This is a genomic window from Myxococcaceae bacterium JPH2 (assembly GCA_016458225.1).
GTDB lineage: Bacteria > Myxococcota > Myxococcia > Myxococcales > Myxococcaceae > Citreicoccus.
Genome location: JAEMGR010000009.1, coordinates 1 through 15,581, shown reverse-complemented (window position 1 = coordinate 15,581; position 15,581 = coordinate 1). Strand labels below are relative to the sequence as shown.

General features: G+C 68.6%; 15 protein-coding genes. 14 read left to right on the top strand and 1 reads right to left on the bottom strand.

The genetic code is table 11. From position 1 onward, the window contains the following. The first annotated feature begins 7 nt into the window (after nt 1-7). From JGU66_15370 to JGU66_15305, 14 genes are all read left to right on the top strand, one after another. Nucleotides 8-1,153, top strand: coding sequence for an acyl-CoA dehydrogenase family protein (locus JGU66_15370; GenBank protein ID MBJ6762152.1), 1,146 nt, complete (start codon nt 8-10; stop codon nt 1,151-1,153). 524 nt (nt 1,154-1,677) lie between these two features. Continuing rightward, nucleotides 1,678-3,393, top strand: coding sequence for a 30S ribosomal protein S1 (locus tag JGU66_15365; GenBank protein ID MBJ6762151.1), 1,716 nt, complete (start codon nt 1,678-1,680; stop codon nt 3,391-3,393). 147 nt (nt 3,394-3,540) lie between these two features. Further along, nucleotides 3,541-4,722 carry an acetyl-CoA C-acetyltransferase gene (locus tag JGU66_15360; GenBank protein ID MBJ6762150.1) on the top strand — a complete coding sequence of 394 codons (1,182 nt, stop codon included), beginning with the start codon at nt 3,541-3,543 and terminating at the stop codon, nt 4,720-4,722. 78 nt (nt 4,723-4,800) lie between these two features. Continuing rightward, a complete protein-coding gene (locus tag JGU66_15355; protein MBJ6762149.1) occupies nt 4,801-5,499 on the top strand; it encodes a CoA transferase subunit A in 699 nt (232 codons plus the stop codon). A gap of 7 nt (nt 5,500-5,506) precedes the next feature. Further along, entirely contained in the window at nt 5,507-6,163 is a 657-nt protein-coding gene (locus JGU66_15350) for a CoA transferase subunit B (GenBank protein ID MBJ6762148.1), read from the top strand. 53 nt (nt 6,164-6,216) lie between these two features. Further along, the gene (locus JGU66_15345) at nt 6,217-6,606 is read left to right on the top strand and encodes a TIGR02266 family protein (protein ID MBJ6762147.1); all 390 of its coding nucleotides are present in this window, start codon (nt 6,217-6,219) and stop codon (nt 6,604-6,606) included. Nucleotides 6,607-6,643: 37 nt separating this feature from the next. Further along, nucleotides 6,644-7,933 carry a class I SAM-dependent RNA methyltransferase gene (locus tag JGU66_15340; GenBank protein ID MBJ6762146.1) on the top strand — a complete coding sequence of 430 codons (1,290 nt, stop codon included), beginning with the start codon at nt 6,644-6,646 and terminating at the stop codon, nt 7,931-7,933. 25 nt (nt 7,934-7,958) lie between these two features. Continuing rightward, nucleotides 7,959-9,356, top strand: a complete 1,398-nt coding sequence (locus tag JGU66_15335) for a VWA domain-containing protein (protein MBJ6762145.1) — start codon at nt 7,959-7,961, stop codon at nt 9,354-9,356. Nucleotides 9,357-9,388: 32 nt separating this feature from the next. After that, nucleotides 9,389-9,913, top strand: coding sequence for a hypothetical protein (locus JGU66_15330; GenBank protein ID MBJ6762144.1), 525 nt, complete (start codon nt 9,389-9,391; stop codon nt 9,911-9,913). 88 nt (nt 9,914-10,001) lie between these two features. Beyond that, entirely contained in the window at nt 10,002-11,387 is a 1,386-nt protein-coding gene (miaB, locus tag JGU66_15325) for a tRNA (N6-isopentenyl adenosine(37)-C2)-methylthiotransferase MiaB (protein MBJ6762143.1), read from the top strand. 39 nt (nt 11,388-11,426) lie between these two features. Next, entirely contained in the window at nt 11,427-11,942 is a 516-nt protein-coding gene (locus tag JGU66_15320; protein ID MBJ6762142.1) for a gamma carbonic anhydrase family protein, read from the top strand. A 32-nt stretch (nt 11,943-11,974) separates the two neighbouring features. After that, nucleotides 11,975-12,445 carry a cyclic nucleotide-binding domain-containing protein gene (locus tag JGU66_15315; GenBank protein ID MBJ6762141.1) on the top strand — a complete coding sequence of 157 codons (471 nt, stop codon included), beginning with the start codon at nt 11,975-11,977 and terminating at the stop codon, nt 12,443-12,445. Nucleotides 12,446-12,512: 67 nt separating this feature from the next. Further along, nucleotides 12,513-13,496, top strand: a complete 984-nt coding sequence (locus tag JGU66_15310) for a hypothetical protein (protein MBJ6762140.1) — start codon at nt 12,513-12,515, stop codon at nt 13,494-13,496. A gap of 16 nt (nt 13,497-13,512) precedes the next feature. After that, nucleotides 13,513-14,316 (top strand): DedA family protein, encoded by an 804-nt coding sequence (locus tag JGU66_15305; protein ID MBJ6762139.1) that lies wholly within the window; start codon nt 13,513-13,515, stop codon nt 14,314-14,316. Between the two features lie 19 nt (nt 14,317-14,335). Here JGU66_15305 and JGU66_15300 read toward each other — a convergent pair whose 3' ends face one another. Then, nucleotides 14,336-15,541: an alpha/beta fold hydrolase gene (locus tag JGU66_15300; GenBank protein ID MBJ6762138.1), complete on the bottom strand. Its 1,206-nt coding sequence runs from the start codon at nt 15,539-15,541 to the stop codon at nt 14,336-14,338. Nucleotides 15,542-15,581 lie beyond the last annotated feature (40 nt).

The following is a 15,581-nucleotide window of genomic DNA, read 5'->3' as shown; positions in this document are numbered from 1 at the left end:
GCCCGCCGTGAACCTCGAGCTGACCGAGACGCAGACCCTCATTCGTGACACCGCCCGCAAGTTCGCGCGGGAGCGGGTGGCTCCGCAGGCGCGCGCGATGGACCGCGAGGAGCGCTTCCCCACGGAGATTTTCCGCGAGCTGGCCGAGCTGGGCCTCCTGGGCGTGAACCTCCCGTCGAAGTACGGCGGCGCGGAGGCGGGCGTGGTCGCCTACGCCCTGGCGATGATGGAGATGGCGGCGGCGGATGCCTCCGTGTCCGTGGCCATGGCGGTGACCAACATGTGCGCGGAGCTGATCCACGCCTTCGGCACCGACGCGCAGCGCGAGACGTACGTCACCCGGCTCACGTCGGGCGAGGCGGTGGTGGGCTCGTTCGCGCTCTCCGAGCCGCACGCGGGCTCGGATCCGGGCGCGCTGCTCACCAGCGCCGTCAAGCGCGGCGACCGCTACGTCCTCAACGGCAGCAAGCAGTGGATCACCTCCGGCGCGCACGCCGGGGTGATGGTGGTGTGGGCGCGCACGTCCGGCGTGGGCAACAAGGGCCTGTCCTGCTTCATCGTCGAGGGCGGCACGAAGGGTCTGCACATCGGCCGGCACGAGGACAAGATGGGCCTGCGCGCCTCCAACACGGTGGCGCTCACCTTCGAGGACTGCGAGATCCCCGCCGAGAACCTCCTGGGCAAGGAGGGCGACGGCTTCAAGCTGGCGATGACCGCGCTGGACGGCGGGCGCATTGGCATCGCGGCGCAGGCGTGCGGCGTGGCCCGCGCGGCGATGGAGGCCACCGTCTCGTACACGAAGGACCGCAAGGCGTTCGGCGAGGCCGTGGCGGAGTTCCAGGGACCTCGCTTCATGATGGCGGACATGAAGACGCAGCTGTCCGCGGCGGAGCTGCTGACCCTGCGCGCCGCGTACCTGAAGGAGCAGAAGCAGCCCTTCACCCGCGAGGCGTCCATGGCCAAGCTGTTCGCCAGCGAGACGAGCAACCGCGTGTGCGACAAGGCGGTCCAGCTCCACGGCGGCTACGGCTACATCGACGAGTTCCCGGTGGAGCGCTACTTCCGCGACGCGCGCGTGCAGACCATCTACGAGGGCACCAGCGAGGTGCAGCGCCTGGTGATCGCCCGCGAGACGTTCCGCCTCATCAGCTAGGAGGCAAGCGGTAGACGGGCGGGGCCGAATCCGCCGGCACGCGGGAACAAGTCCACCCCCCCGGGCGCACCTCCCCGTGTTTCGTGCCGGACGCGGAACTTCTCGGCCCCCGCCCACCGGGAAGACGAACCCCGGCGCGAAATGTCGCACCTGTTTCGAGCGCACCCGTCGCTCGTTCCTGTCCAGGCAGTCCCACCGGGCGGGCAGGGCAGGGGCGCTCCCCTCGGCGGCGAGCAGGTGCGGCGCGCAGCGAGCATCCCTACATCAAGGGTCCCGCCCTCACGCGGAGCGGGCGTCGGACACCCCACCCGGGGCAGACAGGGCCAGGGGGAGTTTCTCCCGAGTCCTCACATGAGGCACGCGCCTGCTTGACTACCGGAATAAGCGGTGTCTAGGGTGCGCGGCCTCAACATGCATCATGTCCCTATTGGAGGGACGCCCGCAGCGACCGGTTGCTCCCCGCAGGCGCTGCGATTCATTCTCAAACAGGGGGCAGTTGTACCGTTTCCAAGGACTTTCATTTCATGCAGCAGAACGTGAACCAGCAGGTCGGGATGGACGCCGGTGGTGACGAGGATTTCGCGGCACTGTTCGAGGCCTCGCTCAAGGAGCGTGGCGGTGACGGCATCCTCAAGGAAGGGGAGATCGTCAAGGGAACCGTGGTCCAGGTGACGAAGGACTTCGCGATCGTCGACATCGGCTACAAGTCCGAGGGTCAGGTCCCGATCGCCGAGTTCACCAATCCTCGGGGCGAGGTCTCCGTCAAGGCGGGTGACCCGGTCGAGGTCCTCCTGGAGAGCCGCGAGAACGACACCGGCATGGTCGTCCTCTCCAAGGAGAAGGCCGACAAGATGCGCATCTGGGACGAGATCAGCGCCGCCTGCGAGCGCGATGAGATCGTCAAGGGCACCATCGTCGGCCGCGTGAAGGGTGGCCTGTCCGTCGACATCGGCGTGAAGGCGTTCCTCCCGGGCAGCCAGGTGGACATCCGCCCGGTTCGAAACCTTGACCAGTACATTGGCAAGGAGTTCGAGTTCAAGGTCATCAAGTTCAACAAGAAGCGCGGCAACATCGTCCTGTCCCGCCGCGTCCTCCTCGAGAAGCAGCGCGAGGAGATGAAGAAGGAGACCCTCAAGAACCTCAAGGAGGGTGCGGTCCTCAAGGGCGTGGTCAAGAACCTCACCGACTACGGCGCCTTCATCGACCTGGGCGGCATCGACGGCCTCCTTCACATCACCGACATGTCCTGGGGCCGCATCGGTCACCCCAGCGAGATGTTCAACGTGGGCGACGAAGTCCGCGTGGTGGTCCTCAAGTTCGACCCGACGCAGGAGCGCGTCAGCCTGGGCCTCAAGCAGATCCAGGAGGACCCGTGGCACCGCGCCGACGAGAAGTACCCGGTCGGCACCCGCGTCAAGGGCAAGGTCGTGTCCATCACGGACTACGGCGCGTTCATCGAGATCGAGCAGGGCGTCGAGGGTCTCGTGCACGTCTCCGAGATGTCCTGGACCAAGCGCCTCAAGCACCCGTCCAAGATCCTGGAGGTCGGCCAGGAGGTGGAGGCCGTCGTCCTGGACATCGATCCGAAGGCCAAGCGCATCGCGCTCGGCATGAAGCAGATCGAGCAGAACCCCTGGACGCTCCTCGAGGACAAGTACCCGATCGGCTCCGTCATCAAGGGCCAGATCCGCAACGTCACCGACTTCGGCATCTTCGTCGGTGTCGAGGAGGGCGTGGACGGCCTGGTGCACGTGTCCGATATCTCCTGGACGCAGCGCATCAAGCACCCGGGCGAGATGTTCAAGAAGGGCGACGAAGTCGAGGCGGTCGTCCTCAACATCGACGTCGAGAACGAGCGGTTCAGCCTGGGCATCAAGCAGCTGGCCGCGGACCCCTGGGACACCCTGTCCGAGCGCCTGCCCGTGGGCAGCCGCGTGAAGGGCAAGGTCACCAAGGTCACCGACTTCGGCGCGTTCGTGGAGATCGAGCCGGGCATCGAGGGCCTCGTCCACGTCTCCGAGCTGAAGGAGGAGCGTGTCGAGAACCCGCGTGACGTGGTGAACGAGGGCCAGGAGGTTGAGGTCAAGATCATCGACATCAACACCCCGGACCGGAAGGTGGCGCTGTCCATGAAGGCGCTCATCGGCGAGGGCGACGACTACCGCGAGTACCTCCGCAAGCAGGCGGAAGGCTCCAAGGCGCGCCTGGGCGACGTGATGGCGAGCAAGCTGAAGAAGTAGTCGCTTCGCGTCATGTCGGCGACGGCCGGGTTCCCGAGCGGGGGCCCGGCCGTTTCCTTTTTGGGCACGACGCTTGACCCCTCCGAAACGCCCAGTGATAAGGGCCCCCGCCGCTGTTAACGAACGTCATCTCAGGAGGCAGTTGTCATGGCTCGTGAAGTCGTCATCGTGGGCGCAGCCCGCACCCCCATCGGGGCCTTCCAGGGTGCCCTCTCCAAGCTCACGGCGCCGCAACTGGGTGCCATCGCCATCAAGGCGGCGCTGGAGCGCGCGGGCGTGAAGCCGGAGACGGTCCAGGAGGCCATCATGGGCTGCGTGCTCCAGGCGGGCGTGGGCCAGGCGCCCGCTCGTCAGGCCGCCATCTTCGCGGGCCTCCCGGACAGCGTTCCCGCCGTCACGCTCAACAAGGTGTGCGGCTCCGGCCTCAAGGCCGTCATCTCCGCCGCGCAGGCCATCGCGCTGGGCGACGCGGACATCATCGTCGCGGGCGGCATGGAGTCCATGAGCAACGCGCCCTACCTGAGCCACACCATGCGCGGCGGCGCCCGCATGGGGAACGTGGAGTTCAAGGACGCGATGATCCACGACGGACTCTGGGACGTGTACGGCAACGTCCACATGGGTCTGTGCGCCGAGGACTGCGCCACGACCCAGGGCATCAGCCGCGCGCAGCAGGATGAGTTCGCGCTCGAGTCCACCCAGCGCGCCATCAAGGCCCAGAAGGACGGCCTGTTCGCCGCGGAGATCGTCCCGGTCCAGATTCCCGGCAAGAAGCCCGAGGACGTCGTCACCGTCACGGACGACGAGGGTCCTCGCAACGCGAAGCCGGAGAAGATTGCCGGCCTGAAGCCGGTCTTCAAGAAGGACGGCACGGTGACGGCGGCCAACGCGTCCTCCATCAACGACGGCGCCGCGGCGCTGGTGTTGATGAGCGAGGAGCGCGCCAAGGCCGAGGGCCGCACCATCCTGGGCCGCATCAAGGGCCACGCGCAGGCCGCTCGCAAGCCGGTGGAGTTCACCATCGCGCCGGCGGACTCCATCAACACGCTCTTGAAGAAGACGTCCCTGACGGCCAAGGACGTGGACCTCTGGGAGATCAACGAGGCGTTCGCGGTGGTGGCCATCGCGAACAACCGGCTGCTCGGTCTGGACCCGTCCAAGGTGAACGTGCGCGGCGGCGCGGTGTGCCTGGGTCACCCCATCGGGGCGTCGGGCGCGCGCGTGCTGGTGACGCTGCTGCAGACGATGAAGGACCTGGACAAGAAGCGCGGCGTGGCGTCGCTGTGCATCGGTGGTGGCGAGGGCATCGCGCTGATGGTGGAGCGCTGAGGCTCAGCACGTAGGCATCTTGCGCGGGATGGGGGCCGGAGCAGGGCCTCCATCCCGTTTCCACATGCGGGAGGACGGATGAACAAGGTCTACGCGAGCGCGGATGAGGCGGTCGCCGACATCCCCGACGACATCACCCTGATGAGTGGTGGCTTCGGGCTGTGCGGCAACCCGGAGAACCTCATCGAGGCGATCCACCGGAAGAACGTGAAGCGCATCACCATCATCTCCAACAACTGCGGCACCACGGAGTTGGGGCTCGGCATCCTGCTTCAGAACAAGCAGGTGAAGAAGATGGTGGCCAGCTACGTGGGGGAGAACAAGGAGTTCGAGCGGCAGTTCCTCTCCGGTGAGCTGGAGGTGGAGCTGAACCCGCAGGGCACCTTGGCCGAGCGCATCCGCGCGGGTGGCTGCGGCATCGGTGGCTTCTTCACCCCCACGGGCGCCGGGACGCAGGTGGCCGAGGGCAAGGAGTCGCGGATGATCGACGGTCGGCTCCACGTGCTGGAGACGCCGCTCAAGGCCGACTTCGCCATCATCCACGCGTGGAAGGCGGACACGTGGGGCAACCTGGTGTTCCGCAAGACGGCGCGCAACTTCTCCCCGATGATGTGCATGGCGGCGAAGGTGACCATCGTCGAGGCCGAGCACATCGTGCAGCCGGGTGAACTCGACCCGGACCTCGTGCACGTGCCCAGCATCTTCGTGCACCGGATCATCCAGGCGAAGAACCTCCAGAAGTGGATCGAGCGGCGGACCGTCCGCAAGCAGGCGTGAGGAGCCCATGCCACTCTCTCGTGAACAGATCGCGCAGCGCATCGCCCAGGAGCTTCGGGACGGCTTCTACGTCAACCTGGGCATCGGCATCCCCACGCTGGTTCCCAACTACCTCCCCGCGGGCGTGGAGGTGGTGCTCCAGTCGGAGAACGGACTGCTCGGCATCGGGCCGTACCCCGTGGCGGGCGACGAGGATCCGGACCTCATCAACGCGGGCAAGGAGACGGTGACGGTCGTCAAGGGCTCGGCCTTCTTCGACTCGGCGCTGTCCTTCGGGATGATCCGCGGCGGCCACATCGACATGGCCGTGCTGGGCGCCATGGAAGTCAGCGAGCAGGGCGACCTGGCCAACTGGATGATCCCCGGGAAGATGGTGAAGGGGATGGGCGGCGCCATGGACCTGGCGGTGGGCGCCAAGCGCATCTACGTGGCCATGGAGCACGCGAACAAGGAGGGGCAGCCGAAGATCCTCAAGAAGTGCTCGCTGCCGCTCACGGGCCTCAAGTGCGTGCACCACATCGTCACGGACCACGCGTTCCTGGACGTGACGCCCGAGGGCCTGGTGCTGCGCGAGGTGGCGCCCGGCGTGACGGTGGAGTTGGTGAAGAAGCTCACCGAGCCGACGCTGAAGGTGGCGCCGGACCTGCGCGAGATGAAGCTCTGAGCTAAGGTCCTCCGCCGCGCGCCGGACCTTCTGGCGCCGCGGCGGAGCCCACCATGGCCGATTCCCTGGAGAAGACATCCCCCGGTCACCGCGCGCCTCGCGTGGAGCACGAGCTGCCGGTGGCGTATCGCACGGTGGCGGGCTTCGTCTCGGACTGGGCGGTGAACCTGTCTCGCGGCGGGCTGTACATCAACACGTCCCAGCCGTTGGACGTGGGGACGCTGGTGCGGGTGCTGGTGTCGCTGCCGGGGGCGGACTTCCCGGTGGACCTGACGGGCCGGGTGACGCGCTCGAACACCCCAGGCGTGTCCGCGCCGGAATCGCCGGGGATGGCCGTGGAGTTCGTGGACGTTGATGACGACAAGCGGTCCCGCATCGAGCGGTTCGTGGAGCGCCTGCGTGCGGCGCTGCCTCCGGACGAGCGCGACGCGAGCCGCAAGTAGGGGTGGCCGCCCTGGGCGCCACCCGCCGAGCGCCTGAATGCTGCCGTTGCCTGAACAATCCATCGAGTTGACCATCGAGCGCCTGGGGCAGCTCGGCGAAGGCGTGGCCTCCTGGCAGGGGCGCACCGTCTTCATCCCCGGCGCCTTTCCCGGCGACACCGTGCGCGTCCACCTGGAGCATCAGGGACGGGTGCTGCGAGGGCTCCTGCGCCAGGTGGTGGACGCGGGGCCTGCCCGGCGCCCGGCTCGCTGCCCGGTGGCGGGTGAGTGTGGCGGCTGCGACTGGCTGGAGCTGGACGAGGCCGCGCAGCGCACCGCGAAGCAGGAGATCGTCCTCTCCACGCTGGAGCACCTGGGGCATTTGTCTCGGGAGTCCTTCACCGTGCGGCCGCTGCTGGTGGCCCCGCGTGACTGGGGCTACCGGCGGCGCGCGGTGCTGCACTTCGCGGGCAAGAGCGCGCTGGGTTACTTCGGCCGGCGCAGCCACGAGCGCATCCCCGTGTCCGAGTGTGGCGCGCTGACGCCCGTCTTGGCTTCGCTCCCCGGGAAGCTGGCGCCCCTGCTCAAGCCCTTGGCGAAGGATGCGGAGGAGGTGCTGCTGCTGGCCGAGGGAGACGCCGCTGCGTTCGCGGTGAACCTCACGGGCCCGGTGACGGCGCGACACCTCGAAGCGGCCGAGGGCGCGGTGCGTGCGCTGCGGCTGGAGGGCGCGGTGCTGGTGCCGAAGGAGGGCTCGCCTCGCGTGGTGGGGCGCCCGTCGCTGCGGTCCTTCTCACCGCTGCGGCCCGAGGTGCCGATGTTCCTGCGCCCGGATGCGTTCGCGCAGGCGCACGCGGAGGCCAACGTGGGGCTCGTCACGTCCGCGGTGCAGGAGCTGGCCGTGCGCGAGGGCGACCACGTGCTGGAGCTGTACTCGGGCAACGGCAACTTCACCTTCCCCGTGGCGGGGATTGCCGCGTCGGTGCTGGGCGTGGAGACGTCGCCCGTGGGCGTGGAGGCCGCGCAGCGCAGCGCCCGCGAGGGTGGGGTGACGAACGTGCGCTTCGTCCAGGGCGATGCGCGCAAGGTGTGCGACGGTCTGGTGTCCGAGGGCCGGCGGTTCGACGTGTGCCTGGCGGATCCGCCGCGCACCGGTGCGCCGGGGCTCGCGGGGTGGATGACGGCGTTGGGGGTGCGGCGCGTGGTGTACGTCGCGTGCGATCCCGCCTCGCTCGCGCGGGACGCGGCGGGGTTGGTGGCGGCGGGCTACCGGCCCGTGGCGCTGCAGGTGGTGGACATGTTCCCGCAGACGCATCACGTCGAAGCCGTCATGTCGTTCGAGCGCTGACGCGAGCAGAGAGGACCCGAGGCGCATGGAAGCCCGCATCGTCGAGTTCGCCGAAGTGCTCCGCCAGAACGGCGTGCGCGTCAGCACGTCCGAGGTCCAGGACGCCCTGCGCGCCACCGCCGAGGTGGGCTTGAAGAGTCGGAGCCTGTTCCGCTCCGTGCTGCGCACCACGCTCGTGAAGCGCGAGCTGGACGTGGACACGTTCAACCGCGCGTTTGACTTCTTCTTCTCCGGCGCCGCGAGCACCTTCGAGGCCATCGACAAGTCCCTGGCCAAGCAGCTGGAGGAAGAGGGCTACCTGGAGGGTGACCTGCTGAAGATGGTCATCTACCAGATGAACCTGCTCCTCCCTGAGATGTCGCCCCTGGCGCAGGCCATCCTCTCGGGGGACCGGGCCCGGCTGGCGCAGATCTTCCGGCAGGCGTCGCTTCAGTTGGACCTGTCGCAGCTGGAGAGCCCGATGCAGGCGGGCTTCTTCTCGCGGCGGATGCTGGCGGCGGCGGGCATGGAGCGCGCGCGCTCGGACGTGAAGTCGCTGGAGGACGAGCTGCGGGCGCGCGGCGTGAACCCCGAGGGCGTGGAGATCGTCTCGCGGCACGTGGCTGGCGCCATGCGGAAGATTGAAGAGGCCGCGCGCCAGGAAGTGAAGCGACAGGCGGAGGCCCGCATCCGGCGCCGCACGGACAGCGTGCAGGAGAAGCCGCTGCACCTGCTCACCCAGGCGGAAGTGGACCAGATGGAGGCCTCGGTGCGCCTGCTGTCGGCCAAGCTGCGCAGCCGGCTCATCCGCAAGCAGCGCTCGCATCGCAAGGGCGCGCTCAACGTGCGCCGCACGCTCCGGCGCAACATGCCGTGGGGTGGGGTGCCCATGGTGCCCCAGTTCCGCAAGCGCCGTCCGGAGCGCCCCGAGCTGGTGGTGCTGTGCGACGTGTCGGACTCGGTCCGCAATGCGTCGCGGATGATGTTGCTGTTCATGCACACGCTGCAGTCGATGTTCGTGCGCGTGCGCTCGTTCGTGTTCGTGTCCGACGTGGGCGAGGTGACCCAGTACTTCAAGGACCTGGACGTGGACGAGGCCATCGACATGGCCACCGCGGGGCGCACCGTGTCGCTCAGCGCCAACTCCAACTACGGGCGCGCGCTGGCGGACTTCACGCGTGACCACCTGGGCAGCATCACCCGGCGCACCACCGTGATGGTCATTGGCGACGGCCGCAACAACTACAACCCCAACAACGCGTGGGCGCTCAAGGACCTGCGGCGCAAGGCCAAGCGGCTGCTGTGGATCTGCCCCGAGGAGCGGGGCAACTGGGGCATCGGCGACAGCGAGATGCTCACCTACGAGAAGCACTGTCACCAGGCGGTGGTGGTGGCCTCCGTCACCGACCTCGCCCGCATCGCGGACCAGCTCGTCCCCGCCTGACTTCCATCCCCCTTTCGAATCGGGAACCCTCCATGGCCCCCTCCATCTTCGACGACCTCTCGTATCAGGACGTGCGCAACCGGGAGTCGTCCGGCACGGACCTCTTGGCGGCGGATGATCGCACGCTGCGCATGGCGGCCCTGCCGATGGATGAGGCGATGCTTGAGGCCCTGATCCGCTTCCAGGAGACCTTCCTGGAGAACGTGGGCCTGCTGAGTGACGCCGAGGCCATGGCTCGCGCCCACACCGAGGGCGTGCGCGTCAGCGGCCTGACGCCCCAGGTGGTGGAGTCCGGCATGGCCCTCTTGCGCGCCTTCTGCGGCCGGCGCTGGTCGGTGGCGCAGCTCCGGGAGCGGCTGGCCCGGATGCAGTCCCTGGACACCCCGGACGCCCCCGAGCTGCGCGCGCGGCTCCAGCAGGAGGTGGCCAAGCAGGAGCACGCCACCGACAACCTGGCCCGGCGCTACGGTGAGACCCCCATGGCGCTCCTGCGCCAGCGCGAGGCCCAGCTCCTGGCCCTCCACATCCGGCTGACGCAACTGCTCAGCCGGGGATGAAGCCCTCCGCCCGTCGGGTTGCAATCCCGCCCCGGCCATCGCATAAGGGCCCGATTTGACAGGGCCCGTCCAGACCCAGAGCCACCCCATGAAGCGCTACTTCATCCACACCTTCGGCTGCCAGATGAACGTCAATGACTCGCTCCGCATGAGCGAGGCGCTGGCGAAGATGTCCTACGAGCCGACCCCGGTGCCGGACAACGCGGACCTCATCATCCTCAACACCTGCGCCATCCGTGAGAAGGCCGAGGACAAGATGCTGTCCGCGCTGGGGCGCTACCGCACGGTCAAGGCCAGCCGCAAGGCGCTCATCGGCGTGGGCGGGTGCGTGGCCCAGCAGGAGAAGGACAAGCTGCTGAAGAAGGTGCCGTACCTCGACTTCGTCTTCGGCCCGGACAACATCGCGAAGCTGCCGGAGATCATCGGCCGCGTGGAGAACGAGCGCGAGCGCGTGGTGGAGACGGCCTTCGTGGACTCCGAGGAGTACGTCTTCCCTCGCGCGGACGCGGAGACGTCCCGCGGCAAGGTCACCGAGTTCGTCACGGTGATGAAGGGCTGCGACAACGTCTGCTCGTTCTGCGTGGTGCCGCACACGCGCGGCCGCGAGGTGAGCCGAGGCTTCACCGACGTGCTGCTGGAGGTCGCGGACCTGGCGCGCGTGGGCGTGCGCGAGGTGACGCTCATCGGGCAGAACGTGAACTCGTACCAGGGCGGCATTAGCTTCGCGCAGTTGCTGCTGCGCACCGCCGAGGTGCCGGGCATCGAGCGCGTGCGCTTCACCACCAGCCACCCGCACGACCTGTCCGACGAGCTCATCGAGGCGTTCCGCACGCAGCCGAAGATCTGCCCGCACTTCCACCTGCCCGTGCAGTGCGGGAGCGATCGCATCCTGAAGATGATGCGGCGCGACTACACCGTGGTGCAGTACCTGGAGCGGCTGGCGAAGCTGCGCGAGGCGCGCCCCGGCATCGCCGTCACCACCGACATCATCGTGGGCTTCCCCGGAGAGACCGAGGAAGAGTTCGAGATGACGATGCAGCTCACCGAGCAGGTGCGCTACGACAACCAGTTCTCCTTCGTCTTCAGCCCGCGCCCCAAGACGGGCGCCGCGCTGCGTGAGAACGACTGGGGTCCGGTGTCGCACGAGGTGAAGGTGGCTCGGCTGGAGCGGCTGCAGAAGGTGCAGCGGCGCATCAGCGGCGAGTACACCGCGGCGCTGGTGGGCTCGGAGGTCGAGGTGCTGGTGGAGGGCCATTCCAAGTACGACGCCACCAAGCGCTTCGGCCGCACGCCGGAGAACCGCACCGTGAACTTCGAGGGCGACGCGCTGGCCGGCGCCATCGTGAAGGTGCTGGTGGAGCGCTCCACGCCCAACCAGCTCGCCGGCAAGCAGGTGGCGGTGCTCCAGGGCCCCACCGTGGCGCCCGTCGAGGACCCCGTCGAGCCGCAGACCTGCGTGGTCGCCGAGGCCTGAAGCCCGTCGTCCGCTGTCCCAGTTCCAGGAGGTGTCTCCATGGCGTTGAGGCCGTTTCGCGGGATGCTCCCGCGCGTCCACCCGAGCTGCTTCGTCGAGGACTCGGCGCAGGTGATTGGTGATGTGGAGCTGGGCGAGGACTCCTCGGTCTGGTTCAACGCCGTCATGCGCGGGGACGTGAATCCCATCCGCATTGGCAAGCGCACCAACATCCAGGACCTCACCATGGTCCACGTCACCGCGGACTCCTACGCCACCCAGGTGGGGGATGACGTGACGGTGGGCCACCGCGTGATCCTCCACGGCTGCATCATCGGCAACCGCGTGCTGGTGGGCATGGGCGCCATCGTCATGGACGGCGTCGAGATTGGCGATGAGTGCATCATCGGCGCGGGGACGCTGCTGACGCCCGGCACGAAGGTGCCCCCGGGCTCGTTGGTGGTGGGCTCACCCGGCAAGGTCAAGCGCCCGCTGACGGAGGCAGAGCGGGAGTTCCTCGTCTTGTCCTCGCACCACTACGTGCACACTGCCGCCGAGCACCGTGCCAGTCGCTGACGCGACCGTTGGTGCGTGTTAGGAACACTCCCATGCCTCTCGTTCCCGAGACGACCCTCAAGGCGTGCCCGCTCTTCAAGGGCTTCACCGATACCGGCATCCAGATCTTCGCGGGGGTGGCGGTGACTCGGGCGTTTCCCAAGGGCACGGTCTTGTTTACCGAGGGCAAGCCGGGCGAGTCGTTGCTGATTGTCGGTGAGGGCGCGGTCCGGCTGAGCGCCAAGAGCGTGTCGGGCGACGACGTGTCACTGGGCGAGGTGGGGGCAGGGGAGCCGCTCGGGGAGCTCGCGCTCGTGCAGAAGGGCGAGCGGCTGTGCTCGGCCACGGCCGTGTCCGATGTGTCGGCCCTGGAGATCCGCTACGCGGACTTCCAGAAGCTGCTCGTCTCCAAGCCCCAGGCCTGCATCAAGTTGCTGATGGGAATCGTCAGCCACTTCGGGACGAAGGCGCGCGACAACCGCGACATGCTCCGCACGCTCATCACCAAGGCCCCCGCGGCTTGAAGCCTTCGCGCGGCGCGCGTTTCGCCAGCCTGCCTGTACGCTTGCCGTGTTAGCGTGTGCTCCGCTCATGCGTCTGCGTGTCTTGGTGTCCTCCGTCCTGCTCGTGGCCCTAGGGCCCGGCAGCGCGCGTGCGACGGGCACGGACTCGGACTGGTTCGCCAGCGTCTGGTCTCCCGGTGGCATCGAAATCCGCTCGGACGACCGCGTGTTCTCCCTGTTCGCGCTGCTCAATCGCGCGGGCTACGACGACGCGCCGGTGCTTCGCGACCATCCCGTCCGCGCGCATGACTTCGGGCCTGCTCGGAGCGCCGTTCGCGAGGCCCTCCGCGCCGCTCCCCCGGCCGCCTTGGCGCAGGCCGAGGCCCTTTTCGACGCACACCCCCGGCGCTTAAGGGATTACGTGGGGCATGTGCTGGGTGACACGGAGTCCTCCGACCTGGCAGGTCTCGACGACGTGTTGATTCGGGCGGAGGCGGAGTGGCCCCTTCGGGCGCTCCGCGAGCAGACCTTCGAGGCGCATCGGGCCGCTCAGCGTCAGTGGCTGCCCGTGGTGGATGCGCCGCTCCAGCGGGCCGCACGCCTGCTCGCCCTTCCCGAGGGCAAGCCCCCGGTTCAGCTTGTGGTTACTCTGTTGGGTGCCAAAGGTGAGTGCTGGGGGGCCAAAGTAGGGGCAGGGTGGCGGATCGTGGTGGGGCCTGGGGAGCCACCGAGCGCCGAGTGCCTGGTGCGTGCCTGGGCCGCACAGGTGCTGGCGGAGCGGGTAGGCAGGCAGTTAGAGGCACGGTGGACAGCGGGCGCGGCGGTGCTGCGGGAGGCTCGGGCGCAGGGGGCTCGCGAGGAGACGGTGGGAGAATTCGGTGTAGCGCTGCTCAGCCGCGCCCTGGCGCTGTCAGCCACGGGAGCGCCGGAAGCGGCCTACGTGGCGGCCGGGCGGGAGGGGTACTTCGGTCTGAAGGCCCTGGCTCGGAGTTTTGAGGACTCGCGCCCGGTTGAGGCTTGGGCGCTGGAGGGGCTGGCTCGGGTGGTTTCCGCGCGCCCCCTCCGGAAGTGAACGGACGGAACGACGCGTGGAGAATCTGCTCACCCAGCTGCTGGGAAACTCACAGGGGTTCATCGCCTACGCCACGGTGTTCGGCATCCTGGTGGCGTGCGGCCTGGGGGTTCCTCTTCCGGAAGACATCTCGCTCATCCTGGGAGGCTTCCTCGCGCACAAGGGCGCCGCCAGCCTGCCCATCATGATGGCGGTGGGCTTCCTCGGCATCCTCGCGGGCGACAGCCTCATCTACCTGGCGGGGCGGCGGTTGGGCTCGCGCATCGGGCGGGATGGGAAGGGCGGCGCGGGCGGCTTCTTCGCGCGCATCGTCACCCCGGAGAAGCGCGCGAAGGTGGAGTCGCTGTTCACCGCGCATGGCCAGAAGATCGTCATGATTGCCCGCTTCATGCCGGGCGTGCGCGCGGTGACGTACTTCACCGCGGGCTCGGTGGGCATGCCGTACTGGCGCTTCATCTTCTGGGATGGGCTGGCCGCGCTCCTGTCCGCGCCTGTCTTCGTCTGGCTGGGCTTCCACTTCGGCAGCGAGCTGGACATGGTCATCTCGAAGATGAAGGAGGGGCAGGTCGCGGTCCTCGGGACGTTGGCGGTCCTGGCCGTGGGCTACTTCCTGTGGCGCCGGCGGCGCGCCGCCATCCAGCGCGCCGAGGCCGCGAAGGCCACGCCCGTGTCGACTCCTCCCGAGATGGCGTCCTCGACGAAGGTCGAGCCCAGCGGGCCGAACACGGTGGCGTCCTCGCGCGCGCCCAGCAGCAGCTCCTTCTTCGATGTCTCCTCGGAGCGGACCTCGGCGGATCCGCTCCGAGAGCTTCAGAAGTAGTCCCGCGCTCGCGTGGGCGTCAGCGTGACGCCCCGAGCGCTTCCCTGAGCCTCCGTGCCAGCTCCTCGACCGCGGGGGCCTTCAGCAGGCTGTAGTGGTCGCCTGGCACGGTGTGCACCTCCAACTCGGCGCCCACGAGCGCGGACCAGCCTCCATCCTGGGGCAGGTCCGTTGGCGTCTCCGTGGCCTTGAGCAGCATCACGGGCCCCGAGCTGGCGCGAGCGATGTAGCTCCGTCCGGCGCGCAGGTGCGCCTCGAACACGCGATAGAGCGCGCGCAGCGAGTCCGCTCCCATGCCGGGCGGGAGCGCGCCGGACTTCGCGGCCTCCTCCAGCATGACCTTCATGAGGGCCTCAGGCTCCAGGTCCGCGCGCAGCGCGGCGCCCAGGTCCAGGTTCGCCAGGGACAGGCCCATCAAGTCTCTCGCGAACATGGCGAGCCGCTGGAGCGAATCCGGTTCCGGATCCGTCGCGTGGGGCGGCGTGGGCGCGTAGGCGTCGATGAGGACCACGCGGGCCACCTGCTCGCCTTGCGCTCGGAGCTGGCGCGCCATCTCGTAGGCGATGACGCCTCCGAGTGACCACCCGCCCAAGGTGTAGGGACCGTGGGGCTGAACCTCCTGGATGGCCTTCACGTAGGCCGTCGCGAGCGACTCGATGCTCTCACGGGGGGCGCTGGTGCCGTCGAGCCCGCGCGCCTGGAGTCCGTAGAACGGCTGATCCGGGCCCAGCAGTCGTGCCAGCTCCGCGTAGCAGAGGACGCCGCCACCCACGGGGTGGATGAAGAAGAGCGGCGGTCGCGCTCCCGTCGTTGTGCCACCGAAGGGCACGAGCGAGGTGTGGACCTCGGCGTGGGCGTCTCGCATCAGCGCGGCGAGTGCTTCGATCGTCGGCGCGCGGAACAGCGCCGCCAAGGGCAGACGGCGTCCCATGGCCTCGCGGATGCGCGCCATCACCGTCACCGCGAGCAGGGAGTGCCCTCCCAGGTCGAAGAAGTTGTCGCGCACGTCGAGCGCGCTCGCGCCGAGTATTTCCTCCCAGATTCGCGCGAGCTGTTGCTCCACGGTGTCGCGAGGCGCGAGTCGCTCTCGTGTGATGCGCTCCTCGGCCCGAGGCGCGGGGAGCGCGCGGCGGTCGACCTTGCCGTTGGGAGAGAGGGGGAGCGAGTCGAGGAAGACGAAGCCGGAGGGCACCATGTACTCGGGCAGCTGGAGTCTCAGGTGCACACGCAGGGCGTCGAGAGTCGGAGGCGTGCCGGAGGGAACG